Annotated in this window: 13 protein-coding genes; all 13 read left to right on the forward strand. The window is 36.8% G+C overall.

Features of this window, described 5'->3' with window-relative positions; all coding sequences use genetic code 11:
• The first annotated feature begins 27 nt into the window (after positions 1-27).
• The 13 genes from ACQUQZ_RS10015 to ACQUQZ_RS10075 all read left to right on the forward strand — a co-directional run bounded on the left by ACQUQZ_RS10015 (position 28) and on the right by ACQUQZ_RS10075 (position 16,966).
• Positions 28-2,718: a c-type cytochrome gene (locus ACQUQZ_RS10015; protein ID WP_435354758.1), complete on the forward strand. Its 2,691-nt coding sequence runs from the start codon at positions 28-30 to the stop codon at positions 2,716-2,718.
• 128 nt (positions 2,719-2,846) lie between these two features.
• The gene (locus tag ACQUQZ_RS10020; RefSeq protein WP_435354759.1) at positions 2,847-3,623 is read left to right on the forward strand and encodes a 3-keto-disaccharide hydrolase; all 777 of its coding nucleotides are present in this window, start codon (positions 2,847-2,849) and stop codon (positions 3,621-3,623) included.
• A gap of 98 nt (positions 3,624-3,721) precedes the next feature.
• Positions 3,722-4,573, forward strand: a complete 852-nt coding sequence (locus ACQUQZ_RS10025; protein ID WP_435354761.1) for a sugar phosphate isomerase/epimerase family protein — start codon at positions 3,722-3,724, stop codon at positions 4,571-4,573.
• A gap of 164 nt (positions 4,574-4,737) precedes the next feature.
• Entirely contained in the window at positions 4,738-5,565 is an 828-nt protein-coding gene (locus ACQUQZ_RS10030) for a sugar phosphate isomerase/epimerase family protein (protein WP_435354763.1), read from the forward strand.
• A gap of 9 nt (positions 5,566-5,574) precedes the next feature.
• A complete protein-coding gene (locus ACQUQZ_RS10035) occupies positions 5,575-6,384 on the forward strand; it encodes an alpha/beta fold hydrolase (protein WP_435354765.1) in 810 nt (269 codons plus the stop codon).
• A gap of 35 nt (positions 6,385-6,419) precedes the next feature.
• Entirely contained in the window at positions 6,420-7,451 is a 1,032-nt protein-coding gene (locus ACQUQZ_RS10040; protein ID WP_435354766.1) for an aldose 1-epimerase family protein, read from the forward strand.
• A 91-nt stretch (positions 7,452-7,542) separates the two neighbouring features.
• Positions 7,543-8,745 (forward strand): class I mannose-6-phosphate isomerase, encoded by a 1,203-nt coding sequence (locus tag ACQUQZ_RS10045; RefSeq protein ID WP_435354768.1) that lies wholly within the window; start codon positions 7,543-7,545, stop codon positions 8,743-8,745.
• A 75-nt stretch (positions 8,746-8,820) separates the two neighbouring features.
• Positions 8,821-9,852: a sugar phosphate isomerase/epimerase family protein gene (locus ACQUQZ_RS10050; protein WP_435354770.1), complete on the forward strand. Its 1,032-nt coding sequence runs from the start codon at positions 8,821-8,823 to the stop codon at positions 9,850-9,852.
• A gap of 98 nt (positions 9,853-9,950) precedes the next feature.
• Positions 9,951-11,114 carry a Gfo/Idh/MocA family protein gene (locus ACQUQZ_RS10055; protein WP_435354771.1) on the forward strand — a complete coding sequence of 388 codons (1,164 nt, stop codon included), beginning with the start codon at positions 9,951-9,953 and terminating at the stop codon, positions 11,112-11,114.
• A gap of 106 nt (positions 11,115-11,220) precedes the next feature.
• Entirely contained in the window at positions 11,221-12,711 is a 1,491-nt protein-coding gene (locus tag ACQUQZ_RS10060; protein ID WP_435354773.1) for a sugar ABC transporter ATP-binding protein, read from the forward strand.
• Between the two features lie 108 nt (positions 12,712-12,819).
• Positions 12,820-13,758, forward strand: a complete 939-nt coding sequence (locus tag ACQUQZ_RS10065) for an ABC transporter permease (protein WP_435354775.1) — start codon at positions 12,820-12,822, stop codon at positions 13,756-13,758.
• Positions 13,759-13,868: 110 nt separating this feature from the next.
• Positions 13,869-14,801, forward strand: coding sequence for a sugar ABC transporter substrate-binding protein (locus ACQUQZ_RS10070; protein WP_435354777.1), 933 nt, complete (start codon positions 13,869-13,871; stop codon positions 14,799-14,801).
• Positions 14,802-14,845: 44 nt separating this feature from the next.
• Positions 14,846-16,966, forward strand: a complete 2,121-nt coding sequence (locus tag ACQUQZ_RS10075) for a bifunctional aldolase/short-chain dehydrogenase (protein WP_435354779.1) — start codon at positions 14,846-14,848, stop codon at positions 16,964-16,966.
• The last annotated feature ends 1 nt before the right edge of the window (position 16,967 follow it).

Here is a 16,967-nt window from a genome sequence, read left to right on the forward strand (position 1 = left end):
TAAATAATATTTAACCCTTACTTTATCATGTTTTCTAAACAAAACTCCATTAAGCTGGGGATTGGACTGGCAGCTCTTGTGACAGCCGCTTCATTTACCCTACTAAAACAACCCGATTTCTCCTCGGCGACTACAGGCGACCCCAAATTAGATAAACTAAAATATCCAGCAGGATTTAAAGCTGAACATCTTTTTAGTCCCTCAGAAAACAAACAAGGTTCTTGGGTATCGATGACATTCGATGACAAAGGCCGAATCATTTGTTCTGACCAATATGGAAAACTTTACCGCTTGAAAACTCCCGCAGTAGATGCTAAAATCTCAACTTCAGATGTGGAAAAGCTGCAAGTTGGACCTGCTACCGACACAATGGGTATGGGTTATGCACATGGGCTACTTTATGCCTTCAATAGTCTATACGTAATGATAAATAATGGTAAAAATAACAAGATTTTTACTAAAAAAAGTGGTTTGTATCGCCTTCAAGATACTAATAATGATGACCAATTTGACAAAGTTACCTTACTAAAGGAACTAGTAGGAGAGGGAGAACATGGTCCTCATAGTATAGTACTTTCTCCAGATAAAAAATCTCTGTTTGTTATAGCAGGAAACCATACAGATGTTCCTCCAATGGATGCGTATAAATTGCCTTCGAATTGGAAAGAAGACCAAATGTTTCCATTGATAAAAGACCCTCGTGGACATGCAAACGACCGTTATGCACCAGGTGGTTGGATAGCAAATCTTGACCCAGAAGGAAAAAAATGGGAATTGGTAAGTGCAGGTTATAGAAATGCCTTTGATATGGCTTTTAACGAAAATGGTGATTTATTTGTATATGATGCTGATATGGAATGGGATTTTGGATTACCTTGGTATCGCCCAACTCGTATTTGCCATGCAACAAGTGCGTCTGAATTTGGTTGGAGAACAGGGAATAGCAAATGGTCTCCTACCTTCCCTGATAACCTTCCGCCTGTTATAAATATTGGTCAAGGTTCACCAACCAACTTATTGCATTTGAAAGATGCTAAATTCCCTACAAAATACAAAAGTACACTTTTAGCTTTTGATTGGACATTTGGTGTAATTCATGCCATTCATTTGAAACCTTCTGGTTCAACTTACTCAGGTGAGAGAGAAGAGTTTTTATCAGGAATTCCTTTACCATTGACTGATGGAGCAATTGGCCCTGATGGTGCTTTATATTTCCTCACTGGTGGTCGTCGTTTAGATTCTGATTTATATCGTGTTTCTTATGTTGGTAATGAAAGTACAGCTCCAATAGCAGCTGCACCGATTAATTCAGCTAATGCACTTCGTAGAAGTTTGGAGAAATTCCATACTGGTGGTCCAAATCCTGCCGCAGTAGCTACGGCATGGCCTCAGCTTAAAAGCCCAGATAGATTTATTCGCTATGCAGCTCGTTTGGCGTTGGAGCATCAACCAGTTGCTCAATGGCAAGATTTAGCTTTAAAAGAAAAAGACCCAATTGCATTAACGCAATCGTTGATTTCTTTGATTCGAATGGGTGATGGTTCAAAGAAAAACGAAATTGTCAATGCACTTTTAAGTGTAAATTTCAAAGCATTACAACAATCACAACAATTAGATTTATTGAGAGCATTGGAATTGGCATTCCTTCGCATGGGACAGCCAGATGCAACGCTTAAACCTAAAGTAATAGCTTATCTAAACCCTCTTTATCCTGCTAATACGGCTCACTTAAATCGTTCTCTAAGTAAGTTATTGATTTATTTAGATGCTCCAGAAGCAGTGGCAAAAACGATGGCTTTGATGGATATTAAAACCGAGCCAGGAAGTGATGCACTAAATGTTGAAACTGCAACAGCTTCGAGTGATTTGATTTTGAGAAATCCTCAGTACGGAAAAGATATTGCTGCAATGTTGGCAAATATTCCACCTGCTCAACATACTTATTATGCTGTAATGCTAAGTTTAGCTAAAGAAGGTTGGACACCAGAATTGCAAGAAAAATATTTCAAATGGTATTATACTGCTTTTGGTTATAAAGGCGGAAATAGCTATATCGGATTCTTAGATAGATCATTGAAATTAGCATTAAAAAATGTTCCAGATAGCAAAAGAGCCTATTTTGAAAAACTGGCAGGTACTGAAAGACTTAGTAAAAATGGTAATGATTTTATCTCTGCTTCAGCACCAAAAGGCCCTGGTAGAAATTGGAGAATGGAAAATGCCCTTCCGATTATTGAAAAAGGATTAGTTGACAGAGATTTTGAAAATGGTAAAGCCATGTTTGCAGCAACTACCTGTAAAATGTGCCATGCTCTTAGAGGCGAAGGTGGTGCAATTGGACCTGATTTAAGTCAATTATATACTCGTTTTTCTTCAAAAGACATGCTGGAATCGATCATAATGCCAGATAAGACAGTTTCTGATCAGTATGCTGCTACATATTACAGCTTAAGAAATGGTAGTTCGATTGTAGGACGTTTAATCAATGAAGATAAAACAGCTTATTATATTTCTCAAAACCCTTATGCTCCAAACGAGCTTGAAAAAGTCTTGAAAAAGAATGTAATTTCTTCAAAACCATCTTCGGCATCAATTATGTTTGGTGGCTTGATTAATAGTTTGAACGAAGATGAATTAAAGGATTTGATGGCATATTTAATGGCAGGTGGAAATGAAAACAATGCCATGTTTAAACCAAAAGCAGAAGTTAAAAAGTAGATTAATAGATTAGGTTAAGTTTTAATATGCTTGTTTAAAGGAGTAACAACGAATTTGGGCAGGCATATTTTAAAATTAAGTTTAAGTGTTTAGAATCGAAAACAAATACTCTTTTTAATCATACATCAATGACAACAAAATTTAATATAAAATATTGGAATATTGCATTCCTAATTACTATCTTGGCGGTTGGTTGCAAAGTTTCAAAATCAGATCAAAGCGACAAGGGATTCAAGTCAATTTTTGATGGAAAAACCTTAAATGGTTGGGAAGGCGATACTAAATACTGGCGTGTTGAAAATGGTAATTTAGTTGGTGAAATTACTCCAGAAACCTTGCTCAAAACCAATTCATTCCTTACATGGAAAGGTGGAGAACCTGCAGATTTTGAGCTAAAAGGTGAATTTAATATTACTGAAAAAGGTAATTCTGGTATTAATTACCGAAGTATAATGTTCACCGAAGTACCTTATGCCATGAAAGGCTACCAAGCCGATATCGATGGGGCAGTGCGATATACTGGACAAAATTATGAAGAAAGAGGGCGAACCACCTTAGCATATCGTGGACAAATTACGAGTATAAATGCTCAAGCAAGCTCCATGACTGCCGAAGAAGTTCGTAAGAAAGTACAAAGAAATGCTTGGTCTGATTTAAAAGTTGAGGGTTCTTTGGGGCATACAGATTCGCTGAAAACAAAAATTAAAAGTCAAGATTGGAATACATTTCATATCGTTGCGAAAGGAAATCGTTTACAGCACTACATTAATGATATTTTGATGAGTGATGTTACCGATAATGATGCGGTAAATGGAAAATCAAAAGGCCTGATTGGAGTGCAAGTTCACGTTGGTCCTCCAATGAAAGTGCAGTATAGGAATTTAAGAATTAAGGAATTGAAATAAGACAAGAGATATTAGACAAGGGACAAAAGATTTTCTATTAGCATTTTTATATAATTACCTTTTCTCTTATCTTTTGTTTATAATCTCGTATCTAAAATATGAATAAAATAGGATTCAATGTTTTGGCGTGGTCGGCCAATGTTTCAGAGGAATTATTTCCAATTATTGAGAGATTAAAAACCATAGGTTATGATGGAGTTGAGTATTTTGTTGGAGCAACCGACGAAAATGCTTATAAAATAGTTGGTAAACACTCCAAAGATATTGGATTAGAAGTTACGACTGTTACAGTAGTTAGTCCAGATGCTAATCCTATTAACGAGTCGGCAAGTATTAGAGCTAAGGGTTTAGAACAAATCAAATGGGCCATTGATCGTTCTTATGATTTGGGTTCAACTGTGCTTTGTGGCCCTTTTCATTCTGCTCACGCACATTTTACGGCACATCCAGCTTTAGAAGAAGAGTATAAAAGAGCCGCTGAAATTCTGTATCAAGCTGGCGAGCATGCCAAACAAGCCAATATTATTTTAGCACCTGAAGCTCTCAATCGCTTTGAATGCTATTTGTGCAATACAATGGAACAATTGTCCAAATTAATCAAGATGGTTGATCATCCAAATGTACGAGCCATGTTTGATACGCATCATGCCAATATTGAAGAAAAAAAATATGCTACCGCAATCAATACCATTGCTCCTTATTTGAGCCATGTGCATATCAGTGAAAACGACCGAGGTACACCAGGTGATGGTCATGTACCATTTGATGCAGCTTTTGCGGCATTGGCCGAGGTAAAATATGGCGGTTGGCTAACGATTGAAGCTTTTTCAAGAAATGACCCTGATTTTGCCAATGCCATTAATGTTTGGCGTGAATACAATGATCCTTGGCATATTGCAGAAAATGGTTTGAAATTCATCAAAGAAATGTGCTTAAAGCATCAACTTTAGCATATTTAGAAATTGGTTAATGGTTATCAATAACTGGTTGTTCAGGTTTCTTTAAATCCTTGTTTATCAGTAAATTAAATACCAAAAAACGTTGTATTCAACATTATTTTCCAATAACCATCTATCAGTAACTAATAACAAATAACTAATATCAAAGTACAAAAATGAAAGATAAATTGCCATTTCGATTCGGTTCAGAGGTTTATACATGGTTTATGAGTGGTAATGGACAAACGCACCAAGGGCGATTAGGTCACATGATAGAAGTAATCTCTAAAGCAGGTTTTACTGGAATTCAACCTATTTTTACTTGGATGGGAGATTTAGTAGATTCCGACCTTTTGGAAGCAAAATTAAAAGAACAAGGAATAGCATTGGCAGCTGTTGCCTTAGCTTTGGAATGGAATGGCTCTGAAGAATCTGAAAATGAAAGGACTATTGCTGATAATGCCATTGCTTTGTTACAACGTTTTCCTGGGGCAATGTTAAATACCGTTCAAATTCCAACGGGTCGCCATGATTTGGAAAATCGTCAACGTAGTTTGGTAAATATTGTCAATACCGTTTCAAAAAGAGCTGCTGACAAAGGTGTTCCTTGTAGTTTTCACCCAAATTCACCGCATAGTTCAATCATCAGAACAGAATCAGATTATCGAATTGTTTTAGAATCTTTAGATCGTTCGGTCACTGGATGGACACCAGATGTAGGTCATATCATTAACGGTGGAATGGATCCTCTTGAAAAAATGAAGGAATATGCTTCACTAATCAATCATGTTCATTACAAAGATTGGAATGGCGAACCTGAATTTACTTTAATGGGTAAAGGGAAAGTAGATTTACTATCTATTACTCAGTGGCTAAAAGATATAAATTATGGTGGTTGGATTATTTGTGAAGATGAAGGCGAAGAGGCTTTAGAAGATCCCGACTTTGTAACACTTCATGATGGCAATTGGATATTAAACGATTTGATTCCTAACCTAAAATAGGTCAATTATATGCCATTTGTACAAACAAACGGAATTAAATTTTATTACGAAGAGCGTGGTTTATCTTCAGCTACTCCTCTTTTAATGATCATGGGGATTACCGCCGCTGGTGCAGTTTGGGAACCTCATACTTCCTACTTTGAGAAATATTTTAGATGTATCATTGGCGATAACCGTGGAGTTGGTTTGACTGATAAACCCGATGGTGAGTATTCAACAGCTATGATGGCAGATGACTATGCAGGTTTGCTTGATGAACTTCAAATTGAAAATGCTTATGTGATTGGTTGTTCAATGGGAAGTACTATCGCTCAACAATTAGCAATTAGGCACCCAAATAAAGTAAAATCTTTGGTTTTGATGTGTCCTTGGGCTCGTTGTGACAATGCAGCAAAAGGCATTTTTCAACATATAGTCAATTGCAAAGCAAAATTTAACCCCGAAGAATTTAGTCTTTATATTCAATTATTAATATTTTCTAAAGCTTCTTGGGATGATGCAAAAGTAGTGGCTGAATTGGAAGAAGGACGCAAAAATGCTCATTTAGAGCCTAATCCACAACCACTTCATGGATTAAAAGGTCAAGCATCGGCGTGTATTAATCATTCAGTGCTTGAGGAGTTAAATTCAGTTTTGCAACCAACTTTTGTAATTGGGGGGAAAGAGGATATTTTCACACCTGTGTGGATGGCTAATGAAATTACGGCAACGATGCCAAATGCAGAACTTTTCCTTTATGAAAAAGCAGGACATGCCTTTCATTTTGAAAATGTTGAAGATTTTAACACTCGGGTTACAGCTTGGTTTTTGAGTCATTAAAAAGTTTTAAATTAAATTTGTTACTAAATTTTTCGATGGACGGAGTTCAAAATTATAAAGACAAAATCTCAAACCCTGCACAGCTTGGTGGTATCGAAACTTCCATTTTGGATAATGGTTTGGGTCGTGGTAATCGAATTGCTTGGATAAATACTGGAACGGGTTTACGTTATAAAGTGGTGATTGATAGAGGAATGGACATTGCCGACGCTTTCTATAATCAACATAGTTTGGCATGGTTAAGTCATGGTGGATTTACTGCTCCACAACCAAATGCTGATAGAGGAATTGATTGGTTAAAAACTTTTGGAGGTGGGCTTTTAACAACCTGCGGACTTTCACACGTAGGAGGCCCAGAAAAAGATGAATTTGGCGAAAGAGGCATTCATGGAAATATATCTAATCTTGCTGCCGAAATAGTTTCTATTATTCAACCCGACCCAGTTGCTGGCAAATTGGAAATGAGTATTACAGGAATTATCAAAGAAACGAAGGTTTTTGGCCCAAGCTTAGAACTCAGAAGAACTATCTCAGGAAAACTCGGAGAATCAACAATAAAAATTCATGATGAAGTGATTAATCGAGGAAATACGCCTACGCCTTTGATGGTATTATATCATTTCAATTTTGGCTACCCTTTGATTGATGAAGGTACTGATATTCTTTGGAATGGAACTTGGAAAGCCCGTTTTGGTGAAGAAAATGCCAAGATTTTCAAAGAAGGTAATGATTTCAAAAAATGCCCAGCACCGATTGATGATCATTTAGGGACTGGTGAAGAAGTAGTTTTCATTGACCCAAATGCAGATGATGCAGGAGTATGTATTGCTGGACTTCAGAATTCAAAAATCGGTTTAAAAGTAGAAATTCAATTTAAAAAACAACAATTACCGCATTTGATAAACTGGCAGCATTGGGGCAAAGGTGAGTATGTGACGGGTATTGAGCCTGCAACAAATCCACCGATTGGACAAGCACAAGCAAGAGCCAACAACGAACTCATTTTTCTAAATTCTTATGAAACAAAAAGTTTTGATTTAATTGTAAATGTAGTCGAGCAAAAATGAATCAAATAGATGTATAAATTATACAATAGAACAAAACAAGAATCCATTTAAACTATATCAATATTCTATTCAACCCTTCAAAATTTATATTATGTCAAATTTAAGTATAGCACAAAAAGCTTTAGAACAAGGAAAAGGAATTTTACGTTTAGCACCGACTTGGGTTCCTCGTTCATTTTGTGTGCCAGGCAGAAGAATTAAACTTCATCCCGACGATTATTATGTACTCGGTGGTGTTCGTGGAGGAATTGATGAGCGTTGGCTTTCTTCAACAACTCCTGCTAAAAACGGCCCATTGACAGGCGAAAACGAAGGTTTAAGTTTCATTATCGTTGATGATGAAAAAGTCCTTTTAAAAGATGCTATTGAAGAGCTTGGGGCAGAAATCATTGGCGATCGTCTTTGGAATGAATACAAAAGCTGGCCAATGTATTCTAAGTTTTTTGATAATATGGGCCCTTTGCCTCATCATATTCATCATAATGACGAGCATGCAGCCAAAATAGGTCAACTTGGAAAACCTGAAGCTTATTATTTCCCACCGCAATTAAATAATCATGGTGGAGATTTTCCTTATACATTTTTTGGTATCGCCCCTGGTACAACCAAAGAACAAATCAAAGAATGTTTGATGAATTTCACCAAAGGTGATAATAAAATCACGATGTTTTCTCAAGCATTTCCATTAATACCTGGTACAGGTTGGGATGTTCCCCCAGGAATGCTTCACGCTCCAGGAAGTATGTGTACTTATGAGCCACAAAAAGCATCTGATGTATTTGCAATGTACCAATCCTTGGTAAATGAAGCCATCATCCCTGAAGAATTATTGTGGAATGGTACGCCTCCAGACCAAATTGGTAATTATGACCAACTAATGGAAGTGATAGATTGGGAGCTAAATACTAATCCAAATCTTTTGGAAACTCGTTTTATGGCTCCAAAGCCAGTAAAACCAGTAGCAGAAATGGAAGCAGAAGGCTATATCGAAACTTGGGTTTGTTACCGTTCTGAAGCATTTTCTGCCAAAGAATTAACAATTTTACCAGGAAAAACGGTGACGATCAAAGACAGTGCCGCTTATGGTATCATCATGATGCAAGGGCATGGCAAAATGGGTGTTTGGAATATAGAAACACCAGCTTTGATTCGTTATGGACAATTGACAAATGATGAGTTTTTTATTACTGAAAAAGCAGCCGTTGAAGGCGTAACAATCACCAATTACTCAGCAAATGACCCGATTGTAATGCTTAAACATTTTGGTCCAAATAACCCTGATTTAGTTTTATAATCAATCATCTAAACCTCATAGGTTTACAAAACCTATGAGGTTTTAAAAAGAACAACCTAAAAATCTATTAAATATATGGAAAATAATTATCCTAAACTCCACAATGCCACATGGCCGGGTATTGTAGGAAAAGGACCAGATTCAGAACCGCCTATCTCATTAGATACCATGCTTGAAATGACCGCCGCTGCTGAAGTGGATGGAGTGAAATTCGATGGTGTTGATTTAGGTTTATTCGACCCACATTATGATTTGGATACTTCTGATGATGCGATCAAAAGACTGGCTGATAAAGTCTCAAAGCATGGCTTAGAAATCGGTAGTTTAGTTGCTCCTATTTGGGGAGGTCCAGCAATGGGAACAAAAGAAGAACGAGCTAATTTTGTAGAAATGGTTCGTAAATCATGCCATATTGGTCAAAAATTGCGTGAAATGGGCATTCGCCCGAACGGAATCGTTAGGATTGATTCCGCAAGTACACCTCATGCTTGGGCGGCTGACCCAATTGGTAATACAAAATTGATTGCCCAAACATTTAGAGAAGCTTGTGATGTTGCGGCCGATTATGGTGAAAGATTAGCTGCTGAAGGCGAAATTTGCTGGGGTGGCATGCACTCATGGAAAGCTATGATTGATACCTTAGAAGCAGTTGACAGACCAAACATTGGTTTTCAAGCAGATATGTCTCATACCACCTTGTATTTATTAGGTTACAATGCTCCAGAAGCTCGAATTTTACCTGATGATTTCCAATGGGGTGATAGAGAAACATTTCTTGCAGGACTAAAAAAACTTACTGATGCTCTTCGTCCTTGGACCATTGATTTCCATGTTGCTCAAAATGATGGAACTGTTCACGGAACGGGTTCACACGACAAAACTGGCCGTCATTGTCAAGCAACTGACCCTAATGGTAAACTCGATATTGCTCATGATGCAGGTCTTTGGCTTCGTAATGGTTCAGGTGAACTAACAAAAGCTTTCAAGCATATTTGCTGGGATGGCTGCATGTTTGCCAATGATGTAATGACTCAACCAAAAACTTGGAATGACATTTTGGCCGCCATGATAAAAGTGAGAAAGCAACATGGTTGGTATGAAGCATAAAATTGTAGCGATTTACGACTTTGGATTTACGATTTGAAATATCAAATCAAAAATTTATTCGTAAATAGTCATTCGTTCAATCGTAAATTAATTAAAATATGTCAACGAAGAAACCTCTTAGAATAGGATTAATAGGAACGGGTTTTATGGGACGAACTCATTCCAATGGATATAATCGTGTACCAAATTTTTTTCCTGAATTAGAATATACGCCAGTTTTAAAGGCTGTTTGTTCAAGAAATGCTGAAAAAGTACAAGCATTTGCAGACCAATGGGGTTATGAGTCAATCGAAACAGATTGGAAAGCTCTCATTGCTCGTGATGATATTGATGCAGTAGATATCTGTACGCCTAATGATTCTCACGCTGAAATTTCAATAGCCGCTGCAAAAGCAGGGAAAATGGTGCTTTGTGAAAAGCCACTTTCAAGAAATTTAGAAGAAGGACAAGCAATGGTTGATGCCATCGAAGCTGCAGGAGTACCGAGTACCGTTTGGTACAACTACCGCCGATTACCAGCCGTAACTTTAGCCAAACAAATTGTTGATTCGGGAAAATTAGGTAAAATCTATCATTATCGAGCTAATTTCTTACAAGATTGGACTATTAGTGCTGATCTTCCACAAGGTGGAGCTGGGCTTTGGAGAATGGATTCTGAAGCTGCTGGTTCTGGTGTGACTGGCGATCTTTTGGCTCATTGCATTGATACTGCCATGTGGCTCAATGGAGCAATTAAAGATGTTTCGGCTGTTACAGAAACATTCGTGAAAGAACGTATGCACCAACTCACGGGTAAAGTTCAACCTGTTGGTATTGATGATGCTTGTATTTTTCATTGTCATTTTGCTAATGGTTCATTAGGCCTTTTTGAATCAACTCGTTATGCTCGTGGGCATAAAGCACTTTACACCTTTGAAATCAATGGAGCTGATGCTTCGATTCGTTGGGATTTGCACGATTTGAATCGCCTTGAATATTTTGACCATCGTGATGAGTCAATCGTTCGTGGATGGCGTTCAATTATTGTAACTGATGGTGACCAACCATATATGGATAAATGGTGGGTAGGTGGTTTAGGCATTGGCTATGAACATAGCTTCATTCATCAAGTAGCAGATTTCTTGAAAAGTTTGGAAACAGGCGAAAGCTGCTCACCGACTTTCAAAGAAGCTTTACAAACACAAAAAGTGTGTGAAGCAGTTATCGCATCTGCCAATTCAAAAAGTTGGAAAGATACCGATGTTGATGGTGATTTTGTATAAAATATAAATTTAATTATTTCGCTACTTTCGATTATTGTAGAGACGAGTTATATCTTGTCTCTACAATGCGAAAATATCCCCAATTATTATCTGTTTTTGTAAAAAAATGCCTTCAAACCCTCAAAATATCCTACAAGTTCACAATCTCACAAAATCTTTTTTGGGAGTAAAAGCTTTGGATAATATTCAGTTTGAGCTTCAAAAAGGCGAAGTTCATGCCTTAATGGGTGAAAATGGAGCTGGGAAGTCAACATTTATGAAGATATTGATGGGTTTACTCACACCTGATTCTGGCGAAATTGTTTTTGAAGGAGAAGCATTAAAAAATTTTGATGTTCATGAAATTTTGAAAAAAGGCATTTCGATGATTCATCAAGAAATTTTAGTCGTTCCTGAATTAACCGTTGCACAAAATATCTTTTTAGGTCGTGAAACTAACTTTCGGAATTGGTTGAATGACAAAGCGATTAACCAAAAAGCACAAGAATTGCTCAAATTAATCGGTATAAATATCAATGTTCAAACAAAAATAAAAAATCTGAGTATTGCTGAAATGCAAATGGTGGAAATTGCGAAAGCCATTTCAAACAATGCAAAAGTGATTATCATGGACGAACCCACGTCGGCTCTTTCAGACAAGGAAGTTTCCACACTTTTTAAAATTATCAATGACTTAAAAGCAAAAGGTGTTTCAATTATTTACATTTCCCATAAGATGGATGAAATTTATGAGATAACTGACAGAATAACTATTTTGCGAGATGGTCAATATATTACAACAAAACCCACAAAAGAAATAGACAAAAATGCCTTAATTGCTCTGATGGTAGGTAGAGAAATTGAAAATATTTTTACTGAAAAGAATGCAACGATTGGTGAAACTGTGTTGACAATCAAAAATTTTAATAAAAAAGGCAAGTTTAAAGACATTAATTTTGAAGTTCATGCAGGTGAAGTACTTGGAATTGCAGGTTTGATGGGAGCAGGACGAACGGAAATAGCAAGAGCAATTTTTGGATTAGATAAATATGATAGTGGTGAAATAATTTTGAATGGCAAGAAAATCAAGATAAACTCACCTAAAAATGCTATCAAAAATGGCATAGGATATGTAAGCGAAGACAGAAAAGCATTAGGGTTTATTCCTGCTTTATCTGTAAAAGAAAATATAAGCTTATCAAGTTTGTTTAATCTTTCTAAAGCTTGGTTTGTTAGTTCATCAAATGAAACAGAAGCTTCATCTCGATTAGCAAAAGACTTGAAAATAAAAGCCACAAGCATCAATCAAAAAGTAATGAATTTGAGTGGTGGAAATCAACAAAAAGTGGTGCTTGCTAAAGTTTTATTGACTTCACCAAGCATCATTATTTTGGATGAACCCACACGTGGTATTGATATTGGAGCTAAGTTTGAAATTTACAAGTTAATTAACCAATTGACAGACAAAGGATTAGCAGTAATTATGATTTCATCTGAATTGCCCGAAATTTTAGGCATGAGCGATAAAATTTTAGTGCTTTCAAAGGGAAAACAAACTGCCTTACTATCAAAGAATGATGCAACACAAGAAAAAATTATGCAATATGCAGTGGAGTGATTGACGAATTTTTGAATGACGAGTGAAGAATTTTAAATTAAAATAGCCATTTTAAAATTCGTAAATCATCATTCATAAATCCTCATTCATAAATCGTAATTCGAAAATATGCAGTACATTAATCGCCTAAGACAATACGGAATTTTTGTGGTATTTGTGATCATTTGCCTCATTCTTTCTTTCATTTCACCACAATTTTTAACGGTTTCAAATTGGACAATTATCATTACTCAAGTATCAATTAATGCCCTATTAGCTTTTGGGGTTACCTTTGTAATAATTACTGGAGGAATCGACCTTTCTTTAGGTTCTATGGTGGCAGTGACGGGTGTAACGGCTGCAATGCTTGCACATCCTGATTCATTTCCTTTGATTTTACCAGTATTTGTGGGCTTGTTTGTTGGACTTTTGATGGGAATTTTCAATGGTTTTATTATTACAAAAAGCAAAATTGCCCCATTTATCGTTACACTTGGAACGATGACAATAGGGAGAGGTTTGGCACTGATTTTAAGCAAAGGCCGTCCAGTATCAAATCTTTCGGATTCGTTTAATTTCATCGGAGGAGGTAATATTTTCGGTATTCCATTTCCAATAATTGTGTTGATTTTGGTCTTTGTTATTTGTACAGTCATTCTTAAAAAAACGATATTAGGCAGATATATTTATGCTGTTGGAGGAAATGAGCAAGCAGCAAGAGCGTCTGGAATTAACGTGAATCAAGTAAAAATGGCAGTCTATTCCATCGCTGGATTATTAGCAGGTTTAGCTGGAATTGTATTAACCTCAAGAATTACAACTGGACAGCCAAATGCTGGTGCTGGTTTTGAATTAGATGCCATTGCGGCGGCTGTTATAGGTGGCACCAGTACATCGGGAGGAACAGGAACAATGACTGGGACTTTGATTGGCGTATTGTTGATAGGTGTTATTAATAATGGTTTAGATTTGCTCAATGTAACATCTTATTATCAGCAAGTTGTGATGGGGGTTATTATTATTGGAGCCGTAGTTTTAGACAGTTGGAATCAGAAAAATAATGCTTAGGCTTCGACTTTGCTCAGGTATCTATTTTTATATAAGGATAAATTAAACATAAATAAGCTTGAGGTCTCACGGTGTCTGAGCGTAGCCGAAGACACAAATTAACTCAAAAAATGAAACAGATATACTCAATATTAATTCTTTCAGCTCTCATATTCACAAGCTGTAATCAATCAAAAAGTAACGAAAAAAGTGAAGAAAAAAAGATAAAAGTTGGTGTAACAATGCTCAGTATGCAAAATGAGTTTATTGTGAATATCAGTGATGAGATGAACAAAAAAGCAGAAGAGCTGGGAGTAGAATTAATAACTGTTGATGCTGAACATTCACCATTGAAGCAAATCGAACAGGTGGAGAGTTTTATCGCACAAAAAGTGGATGTCATTATTATGAATCCCTGTGAGGTTGAAGCAAGTTCTCCGGCAGTAACCAAAGCTTTAGCTGCTAAAATACCAATAATTAATGTAAACTCTGCTACAAGCACACAACCAACGGCTTTTGTTGGCTCAAATGATGTAGAATCTGGAAGAATAGCGATGAAATTTATTGCCGATAAATTGGGAGGTAAAGGAAATGTCGTGATGATTCATGGTTTTATGGGTCAAGCAGCACAAATTCAACGAGAACAAGGAGCAAAAGAAATTTTAAAAGAGTACCCAAATCTTAAATTAATAGCTCATCAAACTGCAGAATGGGATAGAGCCAAAGGGATGGATTTGATGCAGAATTGGATTCAATCGTATGGTACTAAAATCAATGCCGTTTTTGCACAAAATGATGAAATGGGACTCGGAGCATTGAAAGCATTACAAGATGCAGGAATGAAAGACAAAGTCATTATCGTAAGTATTGATGCCATAGCAGATGCGTTACAAGCGGTCAAAAAAGGAAGTTTAGATGCAACAGTTTTTCAAAATGCAAAACAACAAGGAGCAGGAGCAATTGAAACTGCTGTGAAAATTGCAAAAGGTCAAGCCTACGAAAAAGAATTAATGATACCTTTTCAACTGGTTACTAAAGAAAATATTACCACTTTTTTAAAGTAGATTTTTAATAGAAAAAGAGATTTTAAGCTATAAAAGACAAAGAAATGAAAAATACGAAGACTTTCAACCATGTTAGCTACTTATGGGATGATGCAAAAGCCGCTGAATTAGCGAACGACGAAGTAGCCTTATTTATATACCGTTCAAATATACTCGGTGCTGATTTAAGATTGACTAACTATGGAGGTGGAAATACTTCTGTAAAGGTTACAGCTAAAGACCCACTCACAGGAAAAGATACTGATGTCATGTGGATTAAGGGTTCTGGTGGTGACATTGGTACTTTGACAAAATCTGGTTGTGCGGCACTTTATATGGAAAGGCTTTTGAATTTAGAGAATGTTTATCGTGGTATTGAATTTGAAGATGAAATGGTTGAGCTTTTTAATCATTGTATTTTTGATTTAGCATCTAAAGCCCCTTCTATTGATACTCCTTTACATGGTTTTTTGCCGTTCAAACACATAGATCATCTACACCCCGATGCCGCCATTGCCATCGCAGCCGCCAAAGATGGTGCAAAAATTACAGAAGAATTATTTAATGGAGAAATTGGTTGGGTGGGCTGGCAACGCCCAGGCTTTGATTTGGGTTTGCAGTTACGATCTTGTTTGGAAGAAGCTGCTTCTCGTGGTATCAAATTAAGAGGAATTATGCTCGGTTCACACGGACTTTTTACATGGGGAGATACAGCTTATGAAAGCTATATCAATACACTCGAAATCATCGAAAAATGTGCAGAATATTTAGAAAGTAATTATAAAAATGTTTTTGGTGGACAAAAAATTGAGAGTTTACCAACAGATGCTCGACATCTACAAGCAGCAAAGATTGCTCCTATTTTGAGAGGATTCTGCTCTTCGGAGCGTAAAATGATTGGGCATTTCACTGATGATGCACGTGTGTTAGAATTTATTAATTCTAATGATTTAGCTAAACTTGCACCACTTGGTACTTCTTGCCCTGACCATTTTTTACGAACAAAAATATCTCCATTGGTCTTAGAATTAGCTCCAGATGAAGATTTAGCAGATGTTTCTGCAATAAAATCTAAACTTGCTCCAGCTTTTGAAGCTTATCGTGCGATGTACACCGAGTATTATAATACTTGTAAACATCCTAATTCACCAGCCATGCGTGACCCAAATCCTGTGGTGATTTTATATCCTGGCGTTGGAATGTTTACTTTCTCGAAAGATAAAACAACGGCTCGTTTGGCTTCAGAATACTATATCAATGCAGTCAATGTAATGAAAGGAGCGGAGGCAGTTTCTGAATATACTTCACTCCCACGACAAGAGGCTTTTGATATTGAATACTGGTTATTAGAGGAAGCAAAATTACAAAGAATGCCAAAACCTAAGGCACTTTCTGGTAGAATTGCATTAATTACTGGTTCGGCTGGTGGAATTGGTAAAGCAATTGCCAAGAAATTTGCGGAAGAAGGTGCATGTATAATCATCAATGATATTAATGAAGAACGTTTAGATACTGCAAAGACTGAATTTGTTAAGACATTTGGAAGAGATGCTGTTTCAGCTACTTTATTGAATGTGACTGATGCTTCAAGCACAGAAAAAGCTCTTGATGCAGCTTGTTTAGCTTTTGGAGGTGTTGATATTGTGGTGAATAATGCAGGAATTAGCATCTCAAAATCAATTGCCGAACATAGTTTAGAAGAGTGGGATAGATTATATGATATCCTAGTGAAAGGACAATTTATTGTATCAAAAGCAGGCATTGAAGTAATGAGAAAACAAGGCTTTGGTGGTGATATTGTCAATATTGTCTCTAAAAATGCGGTAGTTGCAGGCCCAAATAACTCTGGTTATGGCTCAGCAAAAGCTGCTCAGGCACATTTGACACGTCTGATGGCCGCCGAAGTAGGAGGAGACAAAATTCGTGTGAATACTGTCAATCCTGATGCTGTTATTTCAGATTCTAATATTTGGGCTGGAGGCTGGGCTGAAGGCCGAGCCAAAGCTTATGGAATCACCGTAGAAGAATTACCTGCTTATTATGCAAAAAGAACGCTTCTCAATGAAATCATTCTACCAATTGATATTGCCAACGCTTGCTTTGCCTTAGTTGGTGGACTTTTGAGTAAGTCAACAGGAAATGCTATCAATGTTGATGGTGGTGTTGCGATGGGTTTCTATAGATAGT

The organism is Emticicia sp. SJ17W-69 (assembly GCF_051209875.1).
In the GTDB taxonomy this organism is placed as follows: Bacteria; Bacteroidota; Bacteroidia; order Cytophagales; family Spirosomataceae; genus Emticicia.

Excerpts from the sequence above, each read along its gene's own strand:
- ACQUQZ_RS10070 (WP_435354777.1), top strand. The coding sequence starts at position 13,869 with ATGAAACAGATATACTCAATATTAATTCTTTCAGCTCTCATATTCACA.
- ACQUQZ_RS10015 (WP_435354758.1), top strand. The coding sequence starts at position 28 with ATGTTTTCTAAACAAAACTCCATTAAGCTGGGGATTGGACTGGCAGCT.
- ACQUQZ_RS10030 (WP_435354763.1), top strand. The coding sequence starts at position 4,738 with ATGAAAGATAAATTGCCATTTCGATTCGGTTCAGAGGTTTATACATGG.
- ACQUQZ_RS10045 (WP_435354768.1), top strand. The coding sequence starts at position 7,543 with ATGTCAAATTTAAGTATAGCACAAAAAGCTTTAGAACAAGGAAAAGGA.
- ACQUQZ_RS10075 (WP_435354779.1), top strand. The coding sequence starts at position 14,846 with ATGAAAAATACGAAGACTTTCAACCATGTTAGCTACTTATGGGATGAT.
- ACQUQZ_RS10035 (WP_435354765.1), top strand. The coding sequence starts at position 5,575 with ATGCCATTTGTACAAACAAACGGAATTAAATTTTATTACGAAGAGCGT.
- ACQUQZ_RS10060 (WP_435354773.1), top strand. The coding sequence starts at position 11,221 with ATGCCTTCAAACCCTCAAAATATCCTACAAGTTCACAATCTCACAAAA.
- ACQUQZ_RS10065 (WP_435354775.1), top strand. The coding sequence starts at position 12,820 with ATGCAGTACATTAATCGCCTAAGACAATACGGAATTTTTGTGGTATTT.
- ACQUQZ_RS10025 (WP_435354761.1), top strand. The coding sequence starts at position 3,722 with ATGAATAAAATAGGATTCAATGTTTTGGCGTGGTCGGCCAATGTTTCA.
- ACQUQZ_RS10055 (WP_435354771.1), top strand. The coding sequence starts at position 9,951 with ATGTCAACGAAGAAACCTCTTAGAATAGGATTAATAGGAACGGGTTTT.
- ACQUQZ_RS10020 (WP_435354759.1), top strand. The coding sequence starts at position 2,847 with ATGACAACAAAATTTAATATAAAATATTGGAATATTGCATTCCTAATT.
- ACQUQZ_RS10040 (WP_435354766.1), top strand. The coding sequence starts at position 6,420 with ATGGACGGAGTTCAAAATTATAAAGACAAAATCTCAAACCCTGCACAG.
- ACQUQZ_RS10050 (WP_435354770.1), top strand. The coding sequence starts at position 8,821 with ATGGAAAATAATTATCCTAAACTCCACAATGCCACATGGCCGGGTATT.